Genomic DNA, 19,017 nt, shown 5'->3' with positions numbered 1-19,017 from the left:
TGCACAGTTATAGTCCGCTAACCCGGTCAGCAGGGTGACGGCCAGCTGTCAGCCCTGTCAGAAAAGTACCTGCCAGCCCTTGCGACGCAGGTCAAAGATCGCAGGCACACAGGTATACTGCCGATCCCTGTGGCCCGTCCCTCGGCCCGGCTTTTCTTTCTCTCCTGGAGCTTCCATGACTTCCCCTGCACAACCCGCCGCGGATGACGCCCTGAGCGTTGATCCTGCGGCCGAGCCGGCCACCCCTGAAACCGAGGGCAAGGCTGAGATACCGGCGTTCAAGTTTCCCTTCAAACCGTCCGAATTCGCCGCGGCCAAAAACGTTCAGCAGCCCTGGTACAAGAACGGCGCCAGCAATGGCCACACCAAGACCCCCGGCGCAGCGCCTCCCGGTACCCGGCGCTCCATGGGCAAACGTTGATATCGCCGACAATCGAAGACATTGCCTCTATTTGCGCTTTTTAATCGCAATGATGGCTAATTGCTTTAAACCTGAGCTGGATCAGTATTTGTGGCATCAGTGCGCTTAGAGTCAGCAGCCCTGCCGACTCCTCCTAACAATTACGAGCGCGCTTCCCATGAAGATCAACCTTCCGGTTACTGGGCGAAACGTGGACTTTGCCCCTGATGCGAACATCCTCTCGACCACCGATCTGACCAGCGCGATCACCTACGCCAATCCTGACTTCATCGAGATCAGCGGCTATAGCCGCGAGGAGTTGCTGGGCTCGCCGCATAACCTGCTGCGTCACCCGGACATGCCCTCCGCGGCCTTCGGCCATATGTGGCGCACCCTCAAGAGCGGCCGCTCGTGGATGGGCATGGTCAAGAACCGCTGCAAGAACGGCGACCACTACTGGGTCAGCGCCTACGTCACGCCGGTGACCCGCGACGGTCAGGCGGTGGAGTACCAATCGGTGCGCACCAAGCCCAGCGCGCAACAGATTGACGCCGCGGAGCGGGCTTATGCCCGGCTCAGGGAGGGCGGGCGTTCAGGCTGGAGCCTGCTGCCGGTGGTGAGCTTGCGCTTGCGCCTGTGGGCCGCCATCAGCGCCGGTTTTATCGGCAGTTTCGGGGTTTCAGCCTGGCTGCTGCCCGAGTCCTGGATGCTCCAGGGCACGGTGATGGCCATGGGCTGGTGCCTGAGTCTGGTGGCGCTCGGTATGCAAATGCGCCCGCTGGATCGCCTCGCCGAGCGTGCCCGGCAGATCGGCGACAACCCACTGAGCCAGGGCATCTACACCGGTCGTGCCGACGAGTTCGGGCGTATCGAGTTCGCTTTGCAGATGCTCGAGGCCCAAGTGGGGGCGGTGGTGGGGCGGATCGGCGATGCGTCCCAGCGCCTGGCCGGGCATGCCGCAGAGCTGGTGGAACACCTGCACAGCAGCCACAACAGCACTCTGGAGCAGCAGGCGGAAACCGATCAGGTGGCGGCCGCCATTCACCAGATGGCCGCCAGCGTGGCCGAGGTCGCCACCCATGCCCAGCAGGCATCGGTGGCGGCGGATCAGGCGGAAAGCGAAACCCGTGAAGGTCATCAACTGGTGGGCGAAAGCCGCAGCGCGGTGCTGCGCCTGGCCAGCGAGCTGGAGCGGGCCACCGAAGTCATTCATCAGCTGGAGGGCCACAGCACGGATATTTCCGGGGTCCTGGAGGTGATCCGCAGCATCGCCGAGCAAACCAACCTGCTGGCCCTGAACGCTGCCATCGAGGCGGCGCGGGCCGGGGAGCAGGGGCGTGGCTTTGCCGTGGTGGCCGATGAGGTCCGTGGGCTGGCCCAGCGGACCCAGGATTCCACCAACGAAATCCAGCGCATGATCAGCACCTTGCAAAATGCGGCGCGCCATGCCGTGGAGGCCATGCAGCACAGCAGTGCGCATGTGGAAAGCAGCGTCGACCAGGCCCAGCGCGCCGCGGTGGCCCTGGACGGCATCAGCCAGCGGGTCAATCAGATCACCGAAATGAGCCTGCAGATTGCTGCGGCGGTGGAGGAGCAGAGCGCGGTGAGCGAGGACATCAACCGCAACATCATGGGTATTCGCAATGCCTGTGAAGTGACGGTCAGTGCTGGCCAGCTCAGTCATGTCAATTCAGGCGACGTGGCCGGGCTGGCGGGGGATTTGCGGCAACTGGCCCAGGAGTTCTGGCATAAGCGCGGATAGGCCGGTTCGCCGGCCAGCCTGATCCTGCGGGGTCAGGCGGCGCGCAGCGAGATGAAGGCATAGTCCAGGGCCGCTTCGCTGACCACCTGGGCGCCGGCAGCCTGGACCTGGCCGGCGATGTCGTTTCCGGACAGGTGAAAGCGCCAGGGCTGGCTGGATGCCACGGGGGGCGCTGCCTGAACTTGATCGATGGCCTTGGCCAGGGCATTCATGTCGGGCAAGTAGGCGGTGAAGCCGTCGCCCTTTAGGGCCGTGGTGCGAATGCCGAGCAGGGCGCAAATGGCTTCCTTGGTGTGGATATCGTCGCGGTCGGCCTGGCGTGAGCGGCTGATCAGCTCGGCCAGTTCCCTATCCACCAGTGCTCCCCCCAGAATCAGTTGCGGCCCCTGTTCCCAGGATTCCGGCGGGCACTCCTTGGCCTGCGGGTTGAGGGGGATATGGGGATTGATCTCCATGGGGTAGATACGGCACACCAGGGGGCGACGCTCATAGATGCGGCAGAGCTGGTCTTCGTCAAGATTCCGGCAGGGGCCGACGTTGTAGGCGGCAAAGGTGATCGCCACGTAGGCCTCGGTACTGCCACTTTTGACCCGGCAGGAACGGCGCTCGGCGTGCTCGCGCTGTTGCGCCGGCAGCCCCAGGCCATTGCCGAGGAAAGCCTCCACCAGGACGATCACCTGACCGCCGTCGGCGGCCCAGGCCCGGGCTTCGGTGAGGGTCAGGGGCACATGGTGATCGTTGCAGCACTTGCCGCAACCAACGCAGGAAAACTGAGTATTCATGGAGCGAGTAAACCGTTCTGGGTCGACAGGGATAGCGCCATAAATGCTGTTATTGACGCGGCCAGGAGCCGTGTCGAAGCAAGTTGCACGCCAGCTGTCGGGTCTTGATGGCTGTCGCCTAGGGCAGGACTTCGCGACGCACGATATGCATGCCGGTGCTTTCATACAAGCGCCGCGCCCGCAGGTTGTCCTCCAGCACCCTGAGATCGACAAAGCCTTCCCGGCGTTCGGCGAACATCATGAAGGCTTGTAGCAGCAGGGCGCGGCCCAGTCCTTGACCACGGGCCCGAGGGTGCACCACCAGATCCTTGATATAGGCGCTGGTCCAGCACTGGGCCACCGCCACCACGCCCTGCGCATCCCGCACCACCAGACACAGTTGAGGGTCGTACTCGGCATCGGTTTCAAAGGCCCGGCGCCAGTTTTCCAGGGGCGGCACCTGGCCACCGCCGTCCTGGTAGCCCAGGTGCAGCAGTTGATGCACGGCTTCGGCCAGTTCCGGGCTGTAGTGCTGCAGGGTGATGCCCGCCGGCCACTGTGGCGTGGCCTGGAGGACACTGAGGTCACGACGCAGCAGCAGGCAGTGGACCTCGCTCATGGCTCAGGCTGCCTGGCTGGCGATGGTCTTGGCAGCGTCGATCAGGCAGCGGGTCAGTTCCGGCGAGGAGAATTTGGTGAGTACCGCATTGGCTCCGGCCTGGCGTGCTTTTTCGCTGTTCATGGCACTGTCCAGCGAGGTGTGCAGCAACACATACAGATGGGCGAAGTCCGGGGTTTCCCGCAGGGTCCGGGTGAGGGCGTAGCCATCCATTTCCGACATCTCGATGTCCGAAACGATCAGGTTGATCTCGTTGGCCGTGCCTTGCAGTTCCAGCAGGCAGTCGATGGCCTCTTTGGCGCTGCGGGCGGTGTGACATTGCAGGCCGAGGTTGCGCAGGGTGTGCACCGATTGCTGCAGCGCTACCTGGCTGTCGTCCACCACCAGGATGCGCGCATTGCCCAGGGCATCGGCGTCTTCCATGCTCAGTTCGGTGGGCGCCATCTCGATCTGCGCCGGGGCGATGCCGTGGATCACTTTCTCGATATCCAGCACTTGCACCAGCGTGCCGTCTACCTGGGTTACGCCGGTGATGTAGGACTTGATACCGCCGGAACCAAAGGGCGGTGGGCGGATATCGGTGGTCAGGCAGTGGACGATCTTGCTCACCGCCTGCACGTGCAGGCCCTGTTTGGAACGGCTGACGTCGGTGACGATCAGGCAACCGCTGTCCGGGTCGGCCAGGGGGCGCTCGCCGATGGCCCGGCTGAGGTCTATCACCGACAGCGAGTTGCCGCGCAAGGTGGCGATGCCTTTCACATGGGGGTGGGATTCCGGCAGCTTGGTCAGCGGCGGGCAGGGAATGATTTCACTGACTTTAAGCAGGTTGATTGCCATCAGCTTGCCGCTGCGCAAGGTAAACAGCAGAAGCGAAAGCGAGTCTGCGCGGGCTTTGTTGGAGGACATAAAAACCTTCTCTGGAAAAAATTGGCTTGTGGCTCGACCCACGGACAACCCTTGATAACGGGTTATCGACGTATTCAGGACGGGCTTTAGCGGCGAGGCTGCTTTCCGTCGGCCGCTGCGCGGGTCCCTGGATTTACGCCGTGCCCTTTGCTGGCACGCCCGCTCCAGCGAGCAGGCCCTTGGCCTCTACCGCAGGCCCAGGCGCTTGGCCAGGCGGCTGAGGTTGGCCCTGTCCAAGCCTAGCTCACGGGCGGCACTGGCCCAGTTGTGCTGGTGCCGTTCAAGGCAGGCGTTGATCAGTTGGCGTTGATAGTGCTCGGTGGCCTGGCGCAGATCGCCGTTGGTGAGGGCCAGAGGCGCGCTTTCAAGGGCTTGCTCGGGCACGGCAGGCGCCTTTTCGCTGACCCGCGGCAGGTCCAGGTCCGTTGCATCCAGGCTGAGGATCTTCGGCCGTTCACGGCAGTTGCCCAAGGCCTTGAGGGCGCTGCGGCCGATCAAGTGCTCCAGTTCGCGGACGTTGCCCGGCCAGTTGTAGGCCAGCAGCGCCTGTTGCGCATCGGCGCTCAGGCGCAGGCTGACCAGGCCCATGCGCGAGCGGTTCTGTTCCAGGAAGTAGCCGCTGAGCAGCAGCACGTCCCGGCCCCGGTCCCGCAGGGCCGGCACCCGCAGTGGATAAACGCTGAGGCGGTGGTAGAAGTCGGCGCGATAGCGACCGTTGCGCACCTCTTCTGCCAGATCGCGGTTGGTGGCGGCGATCAGGCGTACGTCCACCTGATGTTCCTTGTCCGAGCCCAGGCGTTGCAATTGGCCACTTTGCAGCACCCGCAGCAGCTTGGCTTGTACCGTCAGCGACAGTTCACCGACTTCATCGAGAAACAGGGTGCCGCCATTGGCCAGCTCGAATTTCCCCCGACGATCCTGGGTGGCCCCGGTAAAGGCGCCGCGCACATGGCCGAACAGCTCGCTTTCCACCAGGGTTTCGGGCAGGGCCGCGCAGTTGAGGCTGATGATCGGTTGCTCCGCCCGGGGCGAGGCCGCGTGAATGGCTTGGGCCACCAGTTCCTTGCCAACGCCGGTTTCCCCGGTGATCAGCACGGTCAGGTCGCTGCCGCCAACCAGATTGATCTCTTCCAGCAAGCGCTTGTGGGCCTTGCTCTGGCCGATCATCTCGCGGTTCTGCCCGCTGGCCTGGCGGAAGACTTCGGCCCGTTGGTGCTCGTTTTCGGCGCGCAGTGCCAGGCGCTCGATGCGTTCGGCAGCGCTGACCGTGGCGGCAGCGAGGCTGGCGAAGGCTTGCAGGGCGTCCAGTTCGATAGGCTCGAAGCGCTGCGGGTCGAGGGCATCGAGGGTCAGCAGGCCCCAGGGGCGTTCATCGACGAACAGCGGACAGCCCATGCAGTCATGGACTTCCAGGTGATCATCGAGACCTTCCACCAGGCCATCATAGGGATCGGGCAGTTCACTGTCGCTGGCAAAACGGGTCGGTCCCGGGCTGCTGAGCAGGGCGGCAAAGCGCGGGTGCTCGCTGACCTTGAAGCGCCGGCCCAGGGTATCGGTACTCAGGCCGTTGACCGCCAGCGGCACCAGCCATTCGCCATCCAGGCGCAGCAACGCGGCGGCATCGCAGGGCAGCAGGGCTCGCAGGGCCTCCAGCAGGCGGCGATATCGTTCGCCCTCTGGCAGTTCCCGAGACAGGTCGGTCACCAGTGGCAGTAGGGTCGTGAGTAGGGATTTTGCAGTCATAAGGACTCCGCGTTGTCTTAATGACTATAAAGGTCGGCGTGTCTTTATGACTATTTATATTTTAAGTTATTGATTTATAACGATTTAAATTATGGCATGGAAACTGATTAGTTAAGGGCAACCTGCAAGCAGTCAAAAAGTCCAGGAGTTGTCCCTATGCTAAGCGTTCAAGATCGCGCCATCATCAAATCCACTGTGCCCCTGTTGGAAAGCGGTGGCGAAGCCCTGATTACCCATTTCTACCGGATGATGCTGTCCGAGTACCCTCAGGTGCGTCCGCTGTTCAACCAGGCCCACCAGGCCAGCGGTGATCAGCCCCGGGCCCTGGCCAATGGCGTACTGATGTATGCCCGGCATATCGACCAGTTGGACCAACTGGGGGACCTGGTGGCCAAGATCATCAACAAGCATGTGGCCCTGCAGATCCTGCCGGAACATTACCCCATAGTTGGCGCCTGCCTGTTGCGGGCCATTTCCGAGGTGCTGGGCAGCGAGATCGCCACTCCTGAAGTGATCGATGCCTGGGGCGCGGCCTACAACCAGTTGGCGGATATCCTGATCGGCGCCGAGGCGGCCATCTACGACGAGAAGGCCCAGGCACCCGGCGGCTGGCGGGGTGCGCGGGAATTCACATTGGTGGATAAGGTCCAGGAGAGCGCGGAAATCACCTCCTTCTATTTCGAGCCATTGGACCGGGGGCCGATCCTCGCCGCCGAGCCTGGGCAGTACATTGGCTTGCAGCTCTTCATCGAAGGCCAGGAAGTGCGGCGCAATTATTCCCTGTCGGCGCTTACCAGCCAGGGCCAGTACCGCATCAGCGTCAAGCGCGAGGCCGGAGGTGTGGCGTCCAACTACCTGCATGACCAGTGCCCGGTGGGCGCGCGCATCATGCTGTTTCCGCCGGCGGGTGAGTTCACCCTGGAGGCCAGCGACAAGCCCCTGGTGCTGATCAGTGGCGGGGTTGGTATCACCCCGACCCTGCCGATGCTGGAGGCCGCGTTGGCGACCGAGCGCCCGGTGCATTTCATCCACTGTGCACGCAATGGCCAGGTGCATGCGTTTCGCCACTGGGTCGACGAGTTGGCGCAACGTTATCCACAGCTCAAGCGTTTCTACTGCTACGCCGAAGACGACGGCATCAGCCCTGCAGCAGACAAACTGGGGCTGCTGACCCGGGAGCAGTTGGCCGACTGGTTGCCGGAGCAGCGTGATCTGGATGCCTATTTCCTCGGGCCCAAGGGCTTCATGGCGGCCATCAAGCGCCATCTCAAGGCCCTGGGCATTCCCGAGCAACAAAGTCGCTACGAGTTCTTCGGCCCGGCGGCGGCCCTGGAATAACCCTCGCGACTCCTGCACAAGCCAGCCCTGCAATGGGGCTGGCTTGTTAATCCTTGCTTAACCTGCCTGTCGTTAATTCCCCACCATGCTGGGATGGCGCTGCCATGCCGGCCCTTTCATTGTGCGTCCCCCAGGCCCGTAAACCTTGGGTATTGCCTTCGATGCAATGCATTCAAAGGTCATGATCAGCGTGTAGACTTCCGGGCACCCGATGGCAATCAGATCAACTTCGCAATTCAACCGTGGGCTGCCGTGAGCAGCACAGGTGGCCCGGTTGGACAGACAACAGAAAAAAGGAAAAGGGATGAGTGACGACAGACTGCGTTTGGGACGTGAACGGCGCTTCCTGGTGCTGCTGGGGGTTATCTGCCTGGCGTTGATCGGCGGTGCCCTGTACATGCAGGTGGTATTGGGCGAGGCGCCTTGCCCTCTGTGCATCTTGCAGCGCTACGCCTTGCTGCTGATTGCACTGTTCGCCTTCATGGGCGCGGCCCTGAGTTCGCGGCGTGGTATCACCATCATGGAGACGTTGGTGGTGATCAGTGCCATCGCCGGCGCGGGAGTGGCCGGGCACCATGTGTACACCCAGTTCTATCCAGCAGTGAGCTGTGGCATTGACGTGCTGCAGCCGATTGTCGACAGCCTGCCCTTGGCGACGATCTTTCCCCTGGGCTTTCAGGTAGACGGCTTCTGCTCCACGCCGTATCCGCCGATCCTTGGGCTGTCCCTGGCCCAGTGGGCACTGTTGGCGTTCGTGCTGACGGTGATCCTGGTGCCCCTGGGCGTGGTGCGCAATCGCAAGAAAACCTACTGATTCACCCGGAAAAGCCCCGGTCCCTCAACAGGGGCCGGGGCTTTTTCATGTCGTTCATCCAGCCGTTGAAAAGTCCGTGATTTGCGGCAAGTGAGGGTGCGGCAAAAGTGCGACATGTTGTCACACTGTTGCGGCCGCAGGCGGGCGGCCGGGGGCTGCCAACAGACTGCATTCCGGGCAACTGGTTCCATACAAGTCTGTCAGTTTATGTAAGCCGCGTTGTTGGGGAAAACCCATAGCCTGCTATCTATACAATTCTTCACAGACCCCGTTTTACAAGGGGTGAAGCCATATGAAAGGCGGCTTTCAGGGGTGGGTAGAGGTCCGGTGGCGGGGCTTTTTTAAGTCCTTTTTGGGGGTTTTTGTTGATAATGAAAATCGTTATGATTGCGATCCTTTGCAACAATCGTGAGCGATTGTTGCGACCAGCGATAAAAATTATTTCGGGATAAGACATGGTTTATAAAACGCGACATATCTACAATCGCCCGCACTGAATTTCCGACGCTGCTCATCCCTGAGCACACGAGGACGGTCGAGGGGCGGATTGAGCGCTCCATGCGACTGCGGGTGTCGGCGCCTTCCAAACTTCCGCACCAAATGGAATTGGTCTGTAACAAGGCCTTTGACCACGAGATCGAATAAGAACCACTGCTAGCCCGGGATGTGTCGTTGAGCGTTTAACGCAACGGGCAGGCCCTTATTCCATTGAAGAAAAATGCCAACCCTTGGCAGGGTGAAGTGTTGGCGATCAAAACCCAACTGCATTGCGCAAGCTGCTTTAGAGGTCGTGAGATGAGTAAAAACAGGTACCCCAGATTACTAGGCTTATTGCCGCTGCTCGGCATGTTGATGCTGGGAGGCTGCAAATGGACCTTGCTCGATCCTAAGGGTCAGGTCGGTCTGGATGAACGAAACCTGATCATCACGGCAACCATCCTGATGCTGCTGGTGGTTGTGCCGGTCATCATCATGACCTTCGCCTTCGCCTGGAAATACCGCGCCTCGAACACGGACGCGACCTACGCGCCGAAGTGGTCCCACTCCACCAAGATCGAAATCGCCGTATGGCTGGTTCCGGTGCTGATCATCATTGCCCTGGGTTATGTCACCTACAAGTCGACCCACGCCCTGGACCCGTACCGTCCGCTGGAATCCGACGTCAAGCCGGTGACCATCGAAGTGGTGGCAATGGACTGGAAGTGGCTGTTCATCTACCCCGAGCAAGGCATCGCCACCGTCAACAAGATCGTGTTCCCGGCCCATACCCCGGTGAACTTCCGCGTGACCTCCGACACCGTGATGAACTCGTTCTTCATCCCGGGCCTGGGCGGCCAGATCTACGCGATGGCGGGCATGACCACCAAGCTGCACCTGATTGCCAACCAGAACACCGAACTTGAAGGTATCTCCGCCAACTACAGCGGCGCGGGCTTTACCGGCATGAAATTCAAAGCGATCGCAACCAGTCAGGAAGATTTCGACGCCTGGGTAAACGAAGTCAAGAAGGCACCTAAACAGCTGGACACCGCTGAATACGAAGCCCTTTCCAAGGCGAGCCAGAACAATCCTGTAGAACTCTACTCCGCGTACGCGCCGAACCTGTTCCAGACCATCATCGACAAGTATGAAGGCATGAAACCGGGCCAGCCGCTCAAGCACGAGAAGAAAGAAAAGGAAGTGGCCGCAACCGAAGGGATGGACGTGAGTTCGCATTCAGCTGCCGGGGCAGAGGAGTAAACGATGTTTGGTAAATTAAGTCTGGAAGCGATTCCGTTCCACGAGCCGATTGTCATGGTGACCATTGCCATGATCGCGCTCGGCGGCGTGGCGCTGTTCGCGGCAATCACCTACTTCAAGAAGTGGACCTACCTGTGGACCGAGTGGCTGACGTCCGTCGACCACAAGAAAATCGGTGTGATGTACATCATCGTCGCCATGGTCATGCTCCTGCGTGGCTTCGCCGACGCCATCATGATGCGTACCCAGCTGGCCATGGCCACCGAGGGTTCGCCTGGCTACCTGCCACCTGAACACTATGACCAGATCTTCACCGCCCACGGTGTGATCATGATCATCTTCATGGCGATGCCTTTCTTCACCGGCCTGATGAACCTGGTCGTGCCGCTGCAGATCGGCGCGCGTGACGTGGCCTATCCGTTCCTCAACTCCCTGAGCTTCTGGCTGCTGGTATCGGGCGTGGTGCTGATCAACCTGTCCCTGGGCGTTGGCGAATTCGCCAAGACCGGCTGGGTTGCCTATCCGCCACTGTCGGGCCTGCAATACAGTCCGGGCGTGGGTGTCGACTACTACATCTGGGCGCTACAGCTATCAGGGCTGGGGACAACGCTGACGGGGGTCAACTTCCTGGCCACCGTGCTGAAAATGCGTACCCCGGGCATGAAGATGATGGACATGCCGATCTTCACCTGGACCTGCACCTGGGCCAACGTGCTGATCGTGGCTTCGTTCCCGATCCTCACCGCTACCCTGGCACTGCTGACGCTTGACCGTTACATGGATTTCCACATTTTCACCAATGAACTTGGTGGCAATCCAATGATGTACGTGAACCTGTTCTGGGCCTGGGGTCACCCCGAGGTGTACATCCTGATCCTGCCGGCGTTCGGTATCTTCTCCGAAGTCATCTCGACCTTCTCGGGCAAGCGCCTGTTCGGCCACCACTCGATGATCTACGCGTCCGGCGCGATCTCGATCCTGGGCTTCATGGTCTGGCTGCACCACTTTTTCACCATGGGTTCGGGGGCCAGCGTCAACGCCTTCTTCGGCCTGGCAACCATGCTGATCTCGATCCCGACGGGGGTGAAGCTGTTCAACTGGCTGTTCACCATCTACCACGGCCGTCTGCGCATCACCAGCCAGGTTCTGTGGACCCTGGGCTTCATGGTGACCTTCGCCATCGGCGGCATGACCGGCGTACTGCTGGCCATTCCGGGTGCGGACTTCGTCCTGCACAACAGCCTGTTCGTGATCGCTCACTTCCACAACGTGATCATCGGCGGCGCGGTATTCGGCTACATCGCCGGCTTCAGCTTCTACTTCCCGAAAGCCTTCGGCTTCAAGCTGCATGAAGGTTGGGGCAAGGCTGCCTTCTGGTTCTGGATCTCGGGCTTCTTCGTCGCGTTCATGCCGCTCTATGCACTGGGCTTCATGGGCATGACCCGTCGTCTGAACGCCACCACCAACCCTGAGTGGGTGCCATACCTGTACGTGGCCATGGTGGGTGCACTGATGATCGCTGTGGGTATCGCCTGCCAGCTGATCCAGCTGTACGTCAGCGTGCGTGACCGCAAGCAGAACATGTGTGTGTCCGGCGACCCATGGAACGCCCACACCCTGGAATGGTCGACCTCGTCGCCACCACCGTTCTACAACTTCGCGGTACTGCCCAAAGCCGACGGCATCGATCCGTTCACCGAAGCCAAGGAAGACGGTACCGCCTACGCGAAGCCAAGCCGCTACCAGCCGATCCACATGCCCAACAACACCGCTACCGGTGTGGTCATGGGGGCCCTGCTGACCGTGTTCGGTTTCGCCATGATCTGGCACATCTGGTGGCTGGCCATCGCAAGCCTGGCCGGCACCGTGATCTATTTCGCGATCCACGCTGCCCGTGATGATCAAGGCTACATGGTGCCGGTCGAGACGATCGAACGCATCGAAGCCGAGCAGCACAAGCGTCTGGTATCGGAGAACAAGATCCCGGCTACCCGTGTTGAAACCTCGTTGGAACAGGCTTAATCCATGTCGAACTTAGTGACCAATGCTGGACACGCCCATGTCGATGACCATGGGCACGATGACCATCACCACGACTCGGGCGAGATGACCGTATTCGGTTTCTGGCTCTACCTGATGACCGACTGCATTCTGTTTGCGTCGATCTTCGCGGTATACGCGGTACTGGTTAACAACGTAGCGGGTGGCCCGTCGGGCCACGACATCTTCGAACTGCCTTACGTACTGGGCGAAACCGCTCTGCTGCTGTTCAGTTCGATCACCTACGGTTTCGCCATGCTGGCGTTCTTCCGGGGCAACAAGAAGCAGGTACTGGGCTGGCTGGGCATGACCTTCCTGTTCGGCCTGGGCTTCATCGGCATGGAGATCAACGAGTTCCACCTGCTGATCTCCGAAGGCTACGGCCCTAGCCGTTCCGGCTTCCTGTCCGGGTTCTTCACCCTGGTCGGCACCCACGGTCTGCACGTGACCAGCGGTCTGATCTGGATGGCGATCATGATGTATCAGGTGCAGAAAAACGGCCTGACGGCGACCAACAAGACCCGTCTGAGCTGCCTGAGCCTGTTCTGGCACTTCCTGGACGTGGTGTGGATCTGCGTATTCACCGTTGTTTACCTGATGGGGACTATGTAAATGGCCAACACACACTCCCACGACGAAGCCGGTCACGGCAGCGTCAAGTCCTACGCCATCGGCTTCATCCTGTCGGTCATCCTGACACTGATCCCGTTCGGCCTGGTGATGTACCCGTCGCTGCCCAAAGACGTGACCCTGTGGATCGTCCTGGCGTTCGCGGTCATCCAGGTGATCGTTCACCTGGTGTACTTCCTGCACCTGGACCGTTCCGCGGCACAGCGCAACAACGTGGTGGCGTTCATCTTCGCCGCGCTGGTCATTGTTCTGCTGGTTGGTCTGTCGTTGTGGATCATGTTCAGCATCCACACCGTCATGATGGCCAAGTGAGGTAAACCCGATGTCGCTCAAGCACTTTATCCAAATCACCAAACCGGGGATCATTTTCGGTAACGTGCTTTCTGTGGCAGGCGGGTTTTTCCTGGCCTCGAAAGGGCATGTCGATCTGGCCATTTTCCTGGCCGCCATGATCGGCACCTCGCTGGTGGTAGCGTCCGGTTGCGTGTTCAACAACTGCATCGACCGTGACATCGACCTGAAGATGGAGCGCACCAAGAACCGGGTGCTGGTCCAGGGCCTGATCTCCCTGGAAGCGGCCCTGGTCTATGCCTCCCTCCTCGGGATCGCCGGCGTCGCCCTGCTGTACTACGTGGCCAACCCGTTGGCCGCGTTGTTCGCGGTCATCGGCTTTGTCATCTACGTCGGCCTCTATAGCCTGTACCTCAAGCGCAAGTCGGTTCACGGCACGCTGGTGGGCAGTCTGTCCGGGGCCATGCCGCCGGTGATCGGTTATGTGGCCGTGAGCAATAGCTTCGACATGGCCGCGCTGACCCTGCTGGTGATGTTCAGCCTGTGGCAGATGCCGCATTCCTACGCCATCGCGATCTTCCGCTTCAACGATTACCTGGCCGCATCGATTCCGGTGCTGCCGGTGAAGCGCGGCATTCGCGTGGCCAAGAAGCACATCCTGCTCTACATCCTGGCGTTCCTGGTGGCGACCCTGATGCTGACCTTCAGCGGTTACGCCGGCATGAGCTACCTGGCGGTAGCGGCGGCGATGGGCATGTACTGGCTGTACATGGCCTGGACCGGCTACAAGGCGGTGGATGACACCGTGTGGGCGCGCAAGCTGTTCGTGTTCTCGATCTTCACCATCACCGCGCTGAGCGTGATGATGTCGGTGGATTTCAAGGCACCGACCGAGCTCTTGCTGACCTACGCGCACTAAGCTGTCCAGGCCACAGAAAAGCCCCGCCTTCGTAAGAAGCGCGGGGTTTTTTTTGCCGCGTCGTTACATCATTTAAAGTTTTTCGGCCCAGTACGATCCCCGGGCTGGGTAAAATTGCCGGTTCGTTGATTAAGCCTGAGTGGATGTCATGCAAAGCCGTATTGAAATGAACGACTCCAAGGCGCGCTACGGCGCGGTCAGTCGTGGGTTGCACTGGGCCATGGCGCTGGCTTTTGCCTGGATCTATTGCACTACTGCTGCCCATTACCTGCTGGAGGAGTCGGCACTGGACAAGTTCCTCTGGCCGACCCACAAGCAAGTCGGGCTGCTATTGATGGGGTTGTTGCTGGTGCGGCTGCTCTGGAGCCTGCTGAACCGCCATCGTCGGCCGCCGAGCCTGAACCTGGCCGCGCGCCTGGGGCATGGGTTGCTGTATGCCGGCATGTTCGCCATCCCGTTTCTCGGCCTGCTGCGCCAGTACGGTTCCGGGCGGGCGTTTTCCGCCTTCGGGCTGCCGGTGATGAGCGGCTTCGAAGGGCCGAAGATCCAGTGGATGACCGACCTGGGCAACAGCTTCCACAGCCTGCTGGGCTGGACCTTGCTGGTACTGATCGTGGGCCATGTGGCGGCGGTGATCCTGCATTGTGTCAAAGGCCAGGGGCATGTACTGCGGCGCATGGCGGGTAGCACGACCTCGGCTTGATTGATCGTCCGAGCAGAGAAAACCCCGTCTTCGAGAGACGGGCGGGGTTGTTTATCCAGAGCCCGCCATTGGGCTATTCAAACCATACAAATGACTCAACCTTTGCAGGAAGCAGAATGATGAAAAAAATAGCCGTTGTCGTTTTTAGTGGCGGGCAGGACTCAACAACCTGTTTGATCCATGCACTGCCGGCTTATGACGAAGTGCACTGTATTACGTTTGACTATGGTCAGCGTCATCACGCGGAAATCGAAACGGCACAGAGACTGTCCAAACAATTAGGAGCGACAGTCCACAAGGTACTGGACGCTTCGTTGTTGAATGAGCTGGCGATCAGTAGCCTCACTCGGGACAATATTCCCGTTCCGACGGTAAACAGTTCCGGTGAAAGCTTGCCGAGCACTTTTGTACCAGGAAGAAATATTCTGTTTTTAACGTTGGCTTCTATATATGCCTATCAAGTAAAGGCTGAGACTGTCATTACCGGGGTGTGTGAGACAGACTTTTCCGGTTACCCCGATTGTCGGGACGAGTTCGTAAAAGCCTTGAATAAGGCCCTTGAATTGGGAATGGAGTACCGGCTGCGTCTTGAAACCCCGTTGATGTGGCTAAACAAGGCAGAGACTTGGGCGCTGGCGGACTACCACAACCGTTTGGATCTGATTCGCGAGCAAACACTGACTTGCTATAACGGTGTCATCGGAAGTGGCTGTGCTAATTGTGATGCTTGCAACCTTCGTGCAAGAGGCTTGAGCAGTTACTTGGAGAATAGAGCTGAAGTTATGAATAGCTTGAAAAGCAAAATGGCTCTGAAATAATTTATAAGTGCTGACTCGCCATTGCTATTCAATACTGCACCTGTCTTTGAAACAGGTGAGTATTGAATTCAATGGCTTCCGCCTATTGTATGTCTATTTTCCTACCTGGTTATCTGTGACGTATCTCTTGAATAGTGATCGCGCACCATAGGCAGGTAGAATGTTGAAAAAAGCAAAGCATACTTTGATCGCGATCTGGATGTAAATCATGCTCAGAATATCGTTGTTCTGCATTGCTCCATAAAAAGCAATGAAGCAGAACAGGAAGCTGTCGATGATTACTGCAAACAAGGTGCTCAGGAATATACGCAGGAAGAGGAATCTAGAGTTTGTCAGTTCCTTTATCTTGCATAGTAAGTATGAGTTTACGTTTTCCGAAACAAGGAAAGAAACGGAGGAGGCAATCAATACGGAGGTCACCTGAATGATGACGTCGTTATAGGGTTTGTCGAGCTTCCAGTCGGGCAGTCCAGGGAGAAAAGTCGAAGCATAAAGGAGGATGATGATCATTGCGTTGCTTGCAAAAGCAAAGAAAATGGCTTTTCTTGCAAGTCTGAGTCCGAAGTTTTCGTTCAGCAGGTCAACGATCAAAAATGTCAGGGGATAAAGAAAGGTGCCGGGAGTGATGATGATATTGAGCGACTCCAGATAAATTGGCTTTGTCGCAGCAATGCTGGTGAAAATATAGAATGTAAAGAGTAGTAGGTTCAGGATGATATAAATCATCCATGAGTTTTCGTGGCGGTCATTCAGGTCGTAGGCAGTAAGTGCTCCTCCTTGGGAATAGAATTTTTTATACAGGTTTCTGATTTCCATTTTGTTCAGGTTGTCCATTATTTCACTGTTCAGTACTTCGTTCAGCTTTATTCTGATGACCTTGCCTGTGGCGATAATCATAATCACGGCCAGATTCTTATTGTTTTCAAAGCCTAGTAATTTATATTTGCTGTTCTCGATTTCACTTTCAAATGCTGTCATTGAATCGCTCCTCGATGATGTCTCCCACGATGCACATATCATCCGAGTTGGAGTACGGAGTGTTTACGATGAACAGTTTCTTTGTCAGCCTGTCGTAAACGAGTTTTTCCTTGTCGTCTGTCGATGACCCTTTTTGCACGATCAAAAGGTCGCCAGGTTCATTCATGTCACGTATTTCATTCTCAAGCAGTACCGCTATCAAGTTGTGAGATGTGCCGAAATAATAGGTCAGCGGATAAAGCGTGGCCAGTTCGCCGATGCGTCTATCGAGATTGGCGATCAGCAGACTTTCCTTGATGATTGGCACAGCGGCGGGATTCATGTTGCCTTGAGGTGAAATGCTGCTTTCGATGATCTCCTTTTCTTCAAAGTCGATGGTTTCTATTTCTTCGTAGGAAACACCGAAGAAGTCGGAAATCTTTCGAATGGTGGATTGCTGTACATTAGTAACCTTGCCTTCCAGTATGTTGTATATGGTCGTTCTGGTCAGGCCACTAGCGTTGCACAAAGATAATTGCGTTTCGCCGCGACTTTTTATCAGGTATTTGATATTGCTCTTCAAATACTCTGTTCTTTCTCTTCTGTGCATCAAATGCTCACCATTTCCTTATAGTCGTCAGGCATAGAGACGTTTATAGAAGTTATGCCGTATATGGCTCTCGGCATGTGTTATGCCAAACGCTGGGCTACTGCAGCGAAAGTGGGCAGGTTAGTTTTTGGTATTTACCAATTCGCTACTACTCCTTTAGTCAGCTTGCATCCGTCCTGGGTTGCTCTGCTGTTGGTATGTGGGGCGATCAAATCGTGGGAGAAATCACGATTCGTAAGGGCGCCGCGGTGGGTAAGTGTTACATGCGTCAGTCCGGGGAATAAAGCCCCAAAAAAACCGTGGCCTGGCTCCTCGTTGCTGGGTATTGAGCAAAAGTACAGGGCTGTTGTTTTTATCTGGGCAGAAAAGCAGCATTTAATTTGGAAAATGTTTAATTCTTTGATTAATTTTGTTGCGCCTTATAGAGTCTGACGCCGAGGCTTGGATAAGCCCGATGCAGGCAAACGAACGTGATATCCAGGAAGCGTGCTGTCGTTCGTGGCGCGCAACATACAAGGAAGGGACACAGAACAATGGCAGCTGACACTGAACCACTCAGGACCCAGGCCGACCTGCTGCGACGTGGCTTGGCCGATCTGCGCGCTGAAGACACGGAGCTGGCAAGCATCCTGGACGCGGAAGTCACGCGCCAACACCGCACACTGTCTTTGGTTTCATCTTCCTGCGCGGCCGGCCCCCGGAGCTTGGCGGCATCAGCCTCGGCGCTGGTCAACGTCACGGTCGAGGGCGCTCCCGGCCGGCGTCATTATAGTGGGTGTGAAAACGTTGATCGGGTTGAGGCTCTGGCGATCCGACGCGCTCGGGAGCTGTTCTCTGCCCAATACGCCTGCGTGCAATCACACTCGGCCTCGAATGCCATTTACCAGGTGCTGACGGCGCTGGCCGAGCCGGGGGATACGATCCTGGGCATGGCCCTCGAACAGGGTGGGCACCTTGCACATGGTCGAGTGGAAGCCTTCGCGGAGGCCAACTACAAGGCTGTTCGCTACGGCATCACATCCCAGGGGGAGATCGATTACGCAGAAGTGCGCCAACTGGCGATGGCCCATCGTCCGCGGATCATCATTTGCGGGGCGACGGCCCATTCTCGGGTCGTGGACTTCCAGCGCTTTCGTGCCATTGCCGATGAGGCCGGGGCCATCGTGCTTGCCGATATTTCCCATATCGCCGGGCTGGTGGCCACAGGGCGCCATCCGAGCCCGATCGATGCCGCGCACGTCACAATCACCTGCACCCACAAGCAGCTCGCCGGCCCGCGTGGAGGTCTGATTCTTTCCGGTCGTGATGCAGACACCAAAGTGCCTGGACTGAGGTCGAGTTTTCGCCGGGTTCTCGAACAAGCGGTTTCCCCCGGTATGCAAGGCGCGCCTGCCGTCAACGTGATTGCCGCCAAGGCGGCCGCGCTGGGCTATGCGATGTCCCCGCCGTTTGATGCCTACATGGAGCGGATTCGCGCCACGGCAGATGAAATGGCTTGCGCGTTCATGGAGCGGGACTACGAGGTTGTGGGGGGAGGAACGGAAAATCACACGATCCTGCTGCGCTTGCGTGGCGGCATCAGCGGCTCCATCGCCGAATCGGCGCTGGAGAAGTGTGGAATCATCGTCAGCAAAAAACGCGGTCCGAGGGAAAACCGGTCATCATTTGCCGCCAATGGCTTGTGTATCGGCACCGGCTCCATCGCCCAGCGCCACGTGGACGCGCAAGGGTGTCGCCAGATCGTCGACCTGGTGTGCCGGATACTCGATCAGGTGCAGCCCCACGGCGAGCAGAAATACACCCTGGAGCCCGGATTGCAGGAGCAGTTCCGACAACAGACCGAAGCGTTGTGCGCGATGTACCCGATCCGTGAGTACGGGGATCGCTGAAAACAACAAGCCCCGACTTCACACGCAAGTACGGGGCTTTTTCTCGGCGCTCAGGTCGGGCTGATGCCTTCGCGAGC

The 19,017-nt window shown here is 58.6% G+C and carries 18 protein-coding genes and 1 pseudogene; 13 read left to right on the top strand and 6 right to left on the bottom strand.

Annotation, left to right across the window (positions count from 1 at the left end):
- Positions 1–175: 175 nt before the first annotated feature.
- From DWF74_RS09960 to DWF74_RS09955, 3 genes and pseudogenes are all read left to right on the top strand, one after another.
- A complete protein-coding gene (locus DWF74_RS09960) occupies positions 176–421 on the top strand; it encodes a hypothetical protein (protein WP_102860335.1) in 246 nt (81 codons plus the stop codon).
- A 157-nt stretch (positions 422–578) separates the two neighbouring features.
- Positions 579–860, top strand: a pseudogene (locus tag DWF74_RS30970) (PAS domain-containing protein); the annotation flags it as partial.
- A gap of 264 nt (positions 861–1,124) precedes the next feature.
- The gene (locus DWF74_RS09955; protein WP_430757468.1) at positions 1,125–2,162 is read left to right on the top strand and encodes a methyl-accepting chemotaxis protein; all 1,038 of its coding nucleotides are present in this window, start codon (positions 1,125–1,127) and stop codon (positions 2,160–2,162) included.
- A gap of 32 nt (positions 2,163–2,194) precedes the next feature.
- On the opposite strand, the gene DWF74_RS09950 is transcribed toward DWF74_RS09955, so the two are convergent.
- The 4 genes from DWF74_RS09950 to norR form a co-directional block, all read right to left on the bottom strand.
- The gene (locus DWF74_RS09950) at positions 2,195–2,944 is read right to left on the bottom strand and encodes a YkgJ family cysteine cluster protein (protein ID WP_115580874.1); all 750 of its coding nucleotides are present in this window, start codon (positions 2,942–2,944) and stop codon (positions 2,195–2,197) included.
- A 118-nt stretch (positions 2,945–3,062) separates the two neighbouring features.
- Positions 3,063–3,542: a GNAT family N-acetyltransferase gene (locus DWF74_RS09945; protein ID WP_115580873.1), complete on the bottom strand. Its 480-nt coding sequence runs from the start codon at positions 3,540–3,542 to the stop codon at positions 3,063–3,065.
- A 3-nt stretch (positions 3,543–3,545) separates the two neighbouring features.
- A complete protein-coding gene (locus DWF74_RS09940) occupies positions 3,546–4,448 on the bottom strand; it encodes a chemotaxis protein CheV (protein ID WP_102860339.1) in 903 nt (300 codons plus the stop codon).
- Positions 4,449–4,634: 186 nt separating this feature from the next.
- Positions 4,635–6,191 (bottom strand): nitric oxide reductase transcriptional regulator NorR, encoded by a 1,557-nt coding sequence (gene norR, locus DWF74_RS09935; protein WP_115580872.1) that lies wholly within the window; start codon positions 6,189–6,191, stop codon positions 4,635–4,637.
- A gap of 156 nt (positions 6,192–6,347) precedes the next feature.
- Here norR and hmpA point away from each other — a divergent pair, with 156 nt between their 5' ends.
- The 9 genes from hmpA to queC all read left to right on the top strand — a co-directional run bounded on the left by hmpA (position 6,348) and on the right by queC (position 15,484).
- Positions 6,348–7,529, top strand: a complete 1,182-nt coding sequence (gene hmpA, locus DWF74_RS09930) for an NO-inducible flavohemoprotein (RefSeq protein ID WP_115580871.1) — start codon at positions 6,348–6,350, stop codon at positions 7,527–7,529.
- A gap of 304 nt (positions 7,530–7,833) precedes the next feature.
- Positions 7,834–8,343 carry a disulfide bond formation protein B gene (locus DWF74_RS09925; RefSeq protein WP_115580870.1) on the top strand — a complete coding sequence of 170 codons (510 nt, stop codon included), beginning with the start codon at positions 7,834–7,836 and terminating at the stop codon, positions 8,341–8,343.
- Between the two features lie 795 nt (positions 8,344–9,138).
- Complete coding sequence (gene cyoA / locus DWF74_RS09915; protein ID WP_102860343.1) at positions 9,139–10,083, top strand: ubiquinol oxidase subunit II; 945 nt, start codon at positions 9,139–9,141, stop codon at positions 10,081–10,083.
- A gap of 3 nt (positions 10,084–10,086) precedes the next feature.
- The gene (gene cyoB, locus DWF74_RS09910; RefSeq protein ID WP_102860344.1) at positions 10,087–12,105 is read left to right on the top strand and encodes a cytochrome o ubiquinol oxidase subunit I; all 2,019 of its coding nucleotides are present in this window, start codon (positions 10,087–10,089) and stop codon (positions 12,103–12,105) included.
- Positions 12,106–12,108: 3 nt separating this feature from the next.
- The gene (locus DWF74_RS09905; protein ID WP_025129487.1) at positions 12,109–12,735 is read left to right on the top strand and encodes a cytochrome o ubiquinol oxidase subunit III; all 627 of its coding nucleotides are present in this window, start codon (positions 12,109–12,111) and stop codon (positions 12,733–12,735) included.
- Positions 12,736–13,065: a cytochrome o ubiquinol oxidase subunit IV gene (gene cyoD / locus DWF74_RS09900; RefSeq protein WP_102860345.1), complete on the top strand. Its 330-nt coding sequence runs from the start codon at positions 12,736–12,738 to the stop codon at positions 13,063–13,065.
- Between the two features lie 10 nt (positions 13,066–13,075).
- Entirely contained in the window at positions 13,076–13,963 is an 888-nt protein-coding gene (cyoE, locus tag DWF74_RS09895; RefSeq protein WP_102860346.1) for a heme o synthase, read from the top strand.
- Positions 13,964–14,111: 148 nt separating this feature from the next.
- Complete coding sequence (locus tag DWF74_RS09890; protein WP_115580869.1) at positions 14,112–14,666, top strand: cytochrome b; 555 nt, start codon at positions 14,112–14,114, stop codon at positions 14,664–14,666.
- 119 nt (positions 14,667–14,785) lie between these two features.
- Positions 14,786–15,484: a 7-cyano-7-deazaguanine synthase QueC gene (queC, locus tag DWF74_RS09885; protein ID WP_102860990.1), complete on the top strand. Its 699-nt coding sequence runs from the start codon at positions 14,786–14,788 to the stop codon at positions 15,482–15,484.
- A 93-nt stretch (positions 15,485–15,577) separates the two neighbouring features.
- Here queC and DWF74_RS09880 read toward each other — a convergent pair whose 3' ends face one another.
- Positions 15,578–16,462 carry a queuosine precursor transporter gene (locus DWF74_RS09880; RefSeq protein ID WP_115580868.1) on the bottom strand — a complete coding sequence of 295 codons (885 nt, stop codon included), beginning with the start codon at positions 16,460–16,462 and terminating at the stop codon, positions 15,578–15,580.
- Positions 16,449–17,051 carry a helix-turn-helix transcriptional regulator gene (locus tag DWF74_RS09875; protein ID WP_115580867.1) on the bottom strand — a complete coding sequence of 201 codons (603 nt, stop codon included), beginning with the start codon at positions 17,049–17,051 and terminating at the stop codon, positions 16,449–16,451. Before DWF74_RS09875 ends, DWF74_RS09880 begins: the two co-directional genes overlap by 14 nt.
- Positions 17,052–17,584: 533 nt before the next feature.
- Here DWF74_RS09875 and glyA point away from each other — a divergent pair.
- Positions 17,585–18,940, top strand: coding sequence for a serine hydroxymethyltransferase (gene glyA / locus DWF74_RS09870; protein WP_115580866.1), 1,356 nt, complete (start codon positions 17,585–17,587; stop codon positions 18,938–18,940).
- Positions 18,941–19,017: the final 77 nt, after the last annotated feature.

This window comes from Pseudomonas protegens (genome assembly GCF_003363755.1).
GTDB lineage: Bacteria > Pseudomonadota > Gammaproteobacteria > Pseudomonadales > Pseudomonadaceae > Aquipseudomonas > Aquipseudomonas danubii.
The sequence above is the reverse complement of the archived record's forward strand: the minus strand, read 5'-3'. Positions and strand labels throughout refer to the sequence as shown.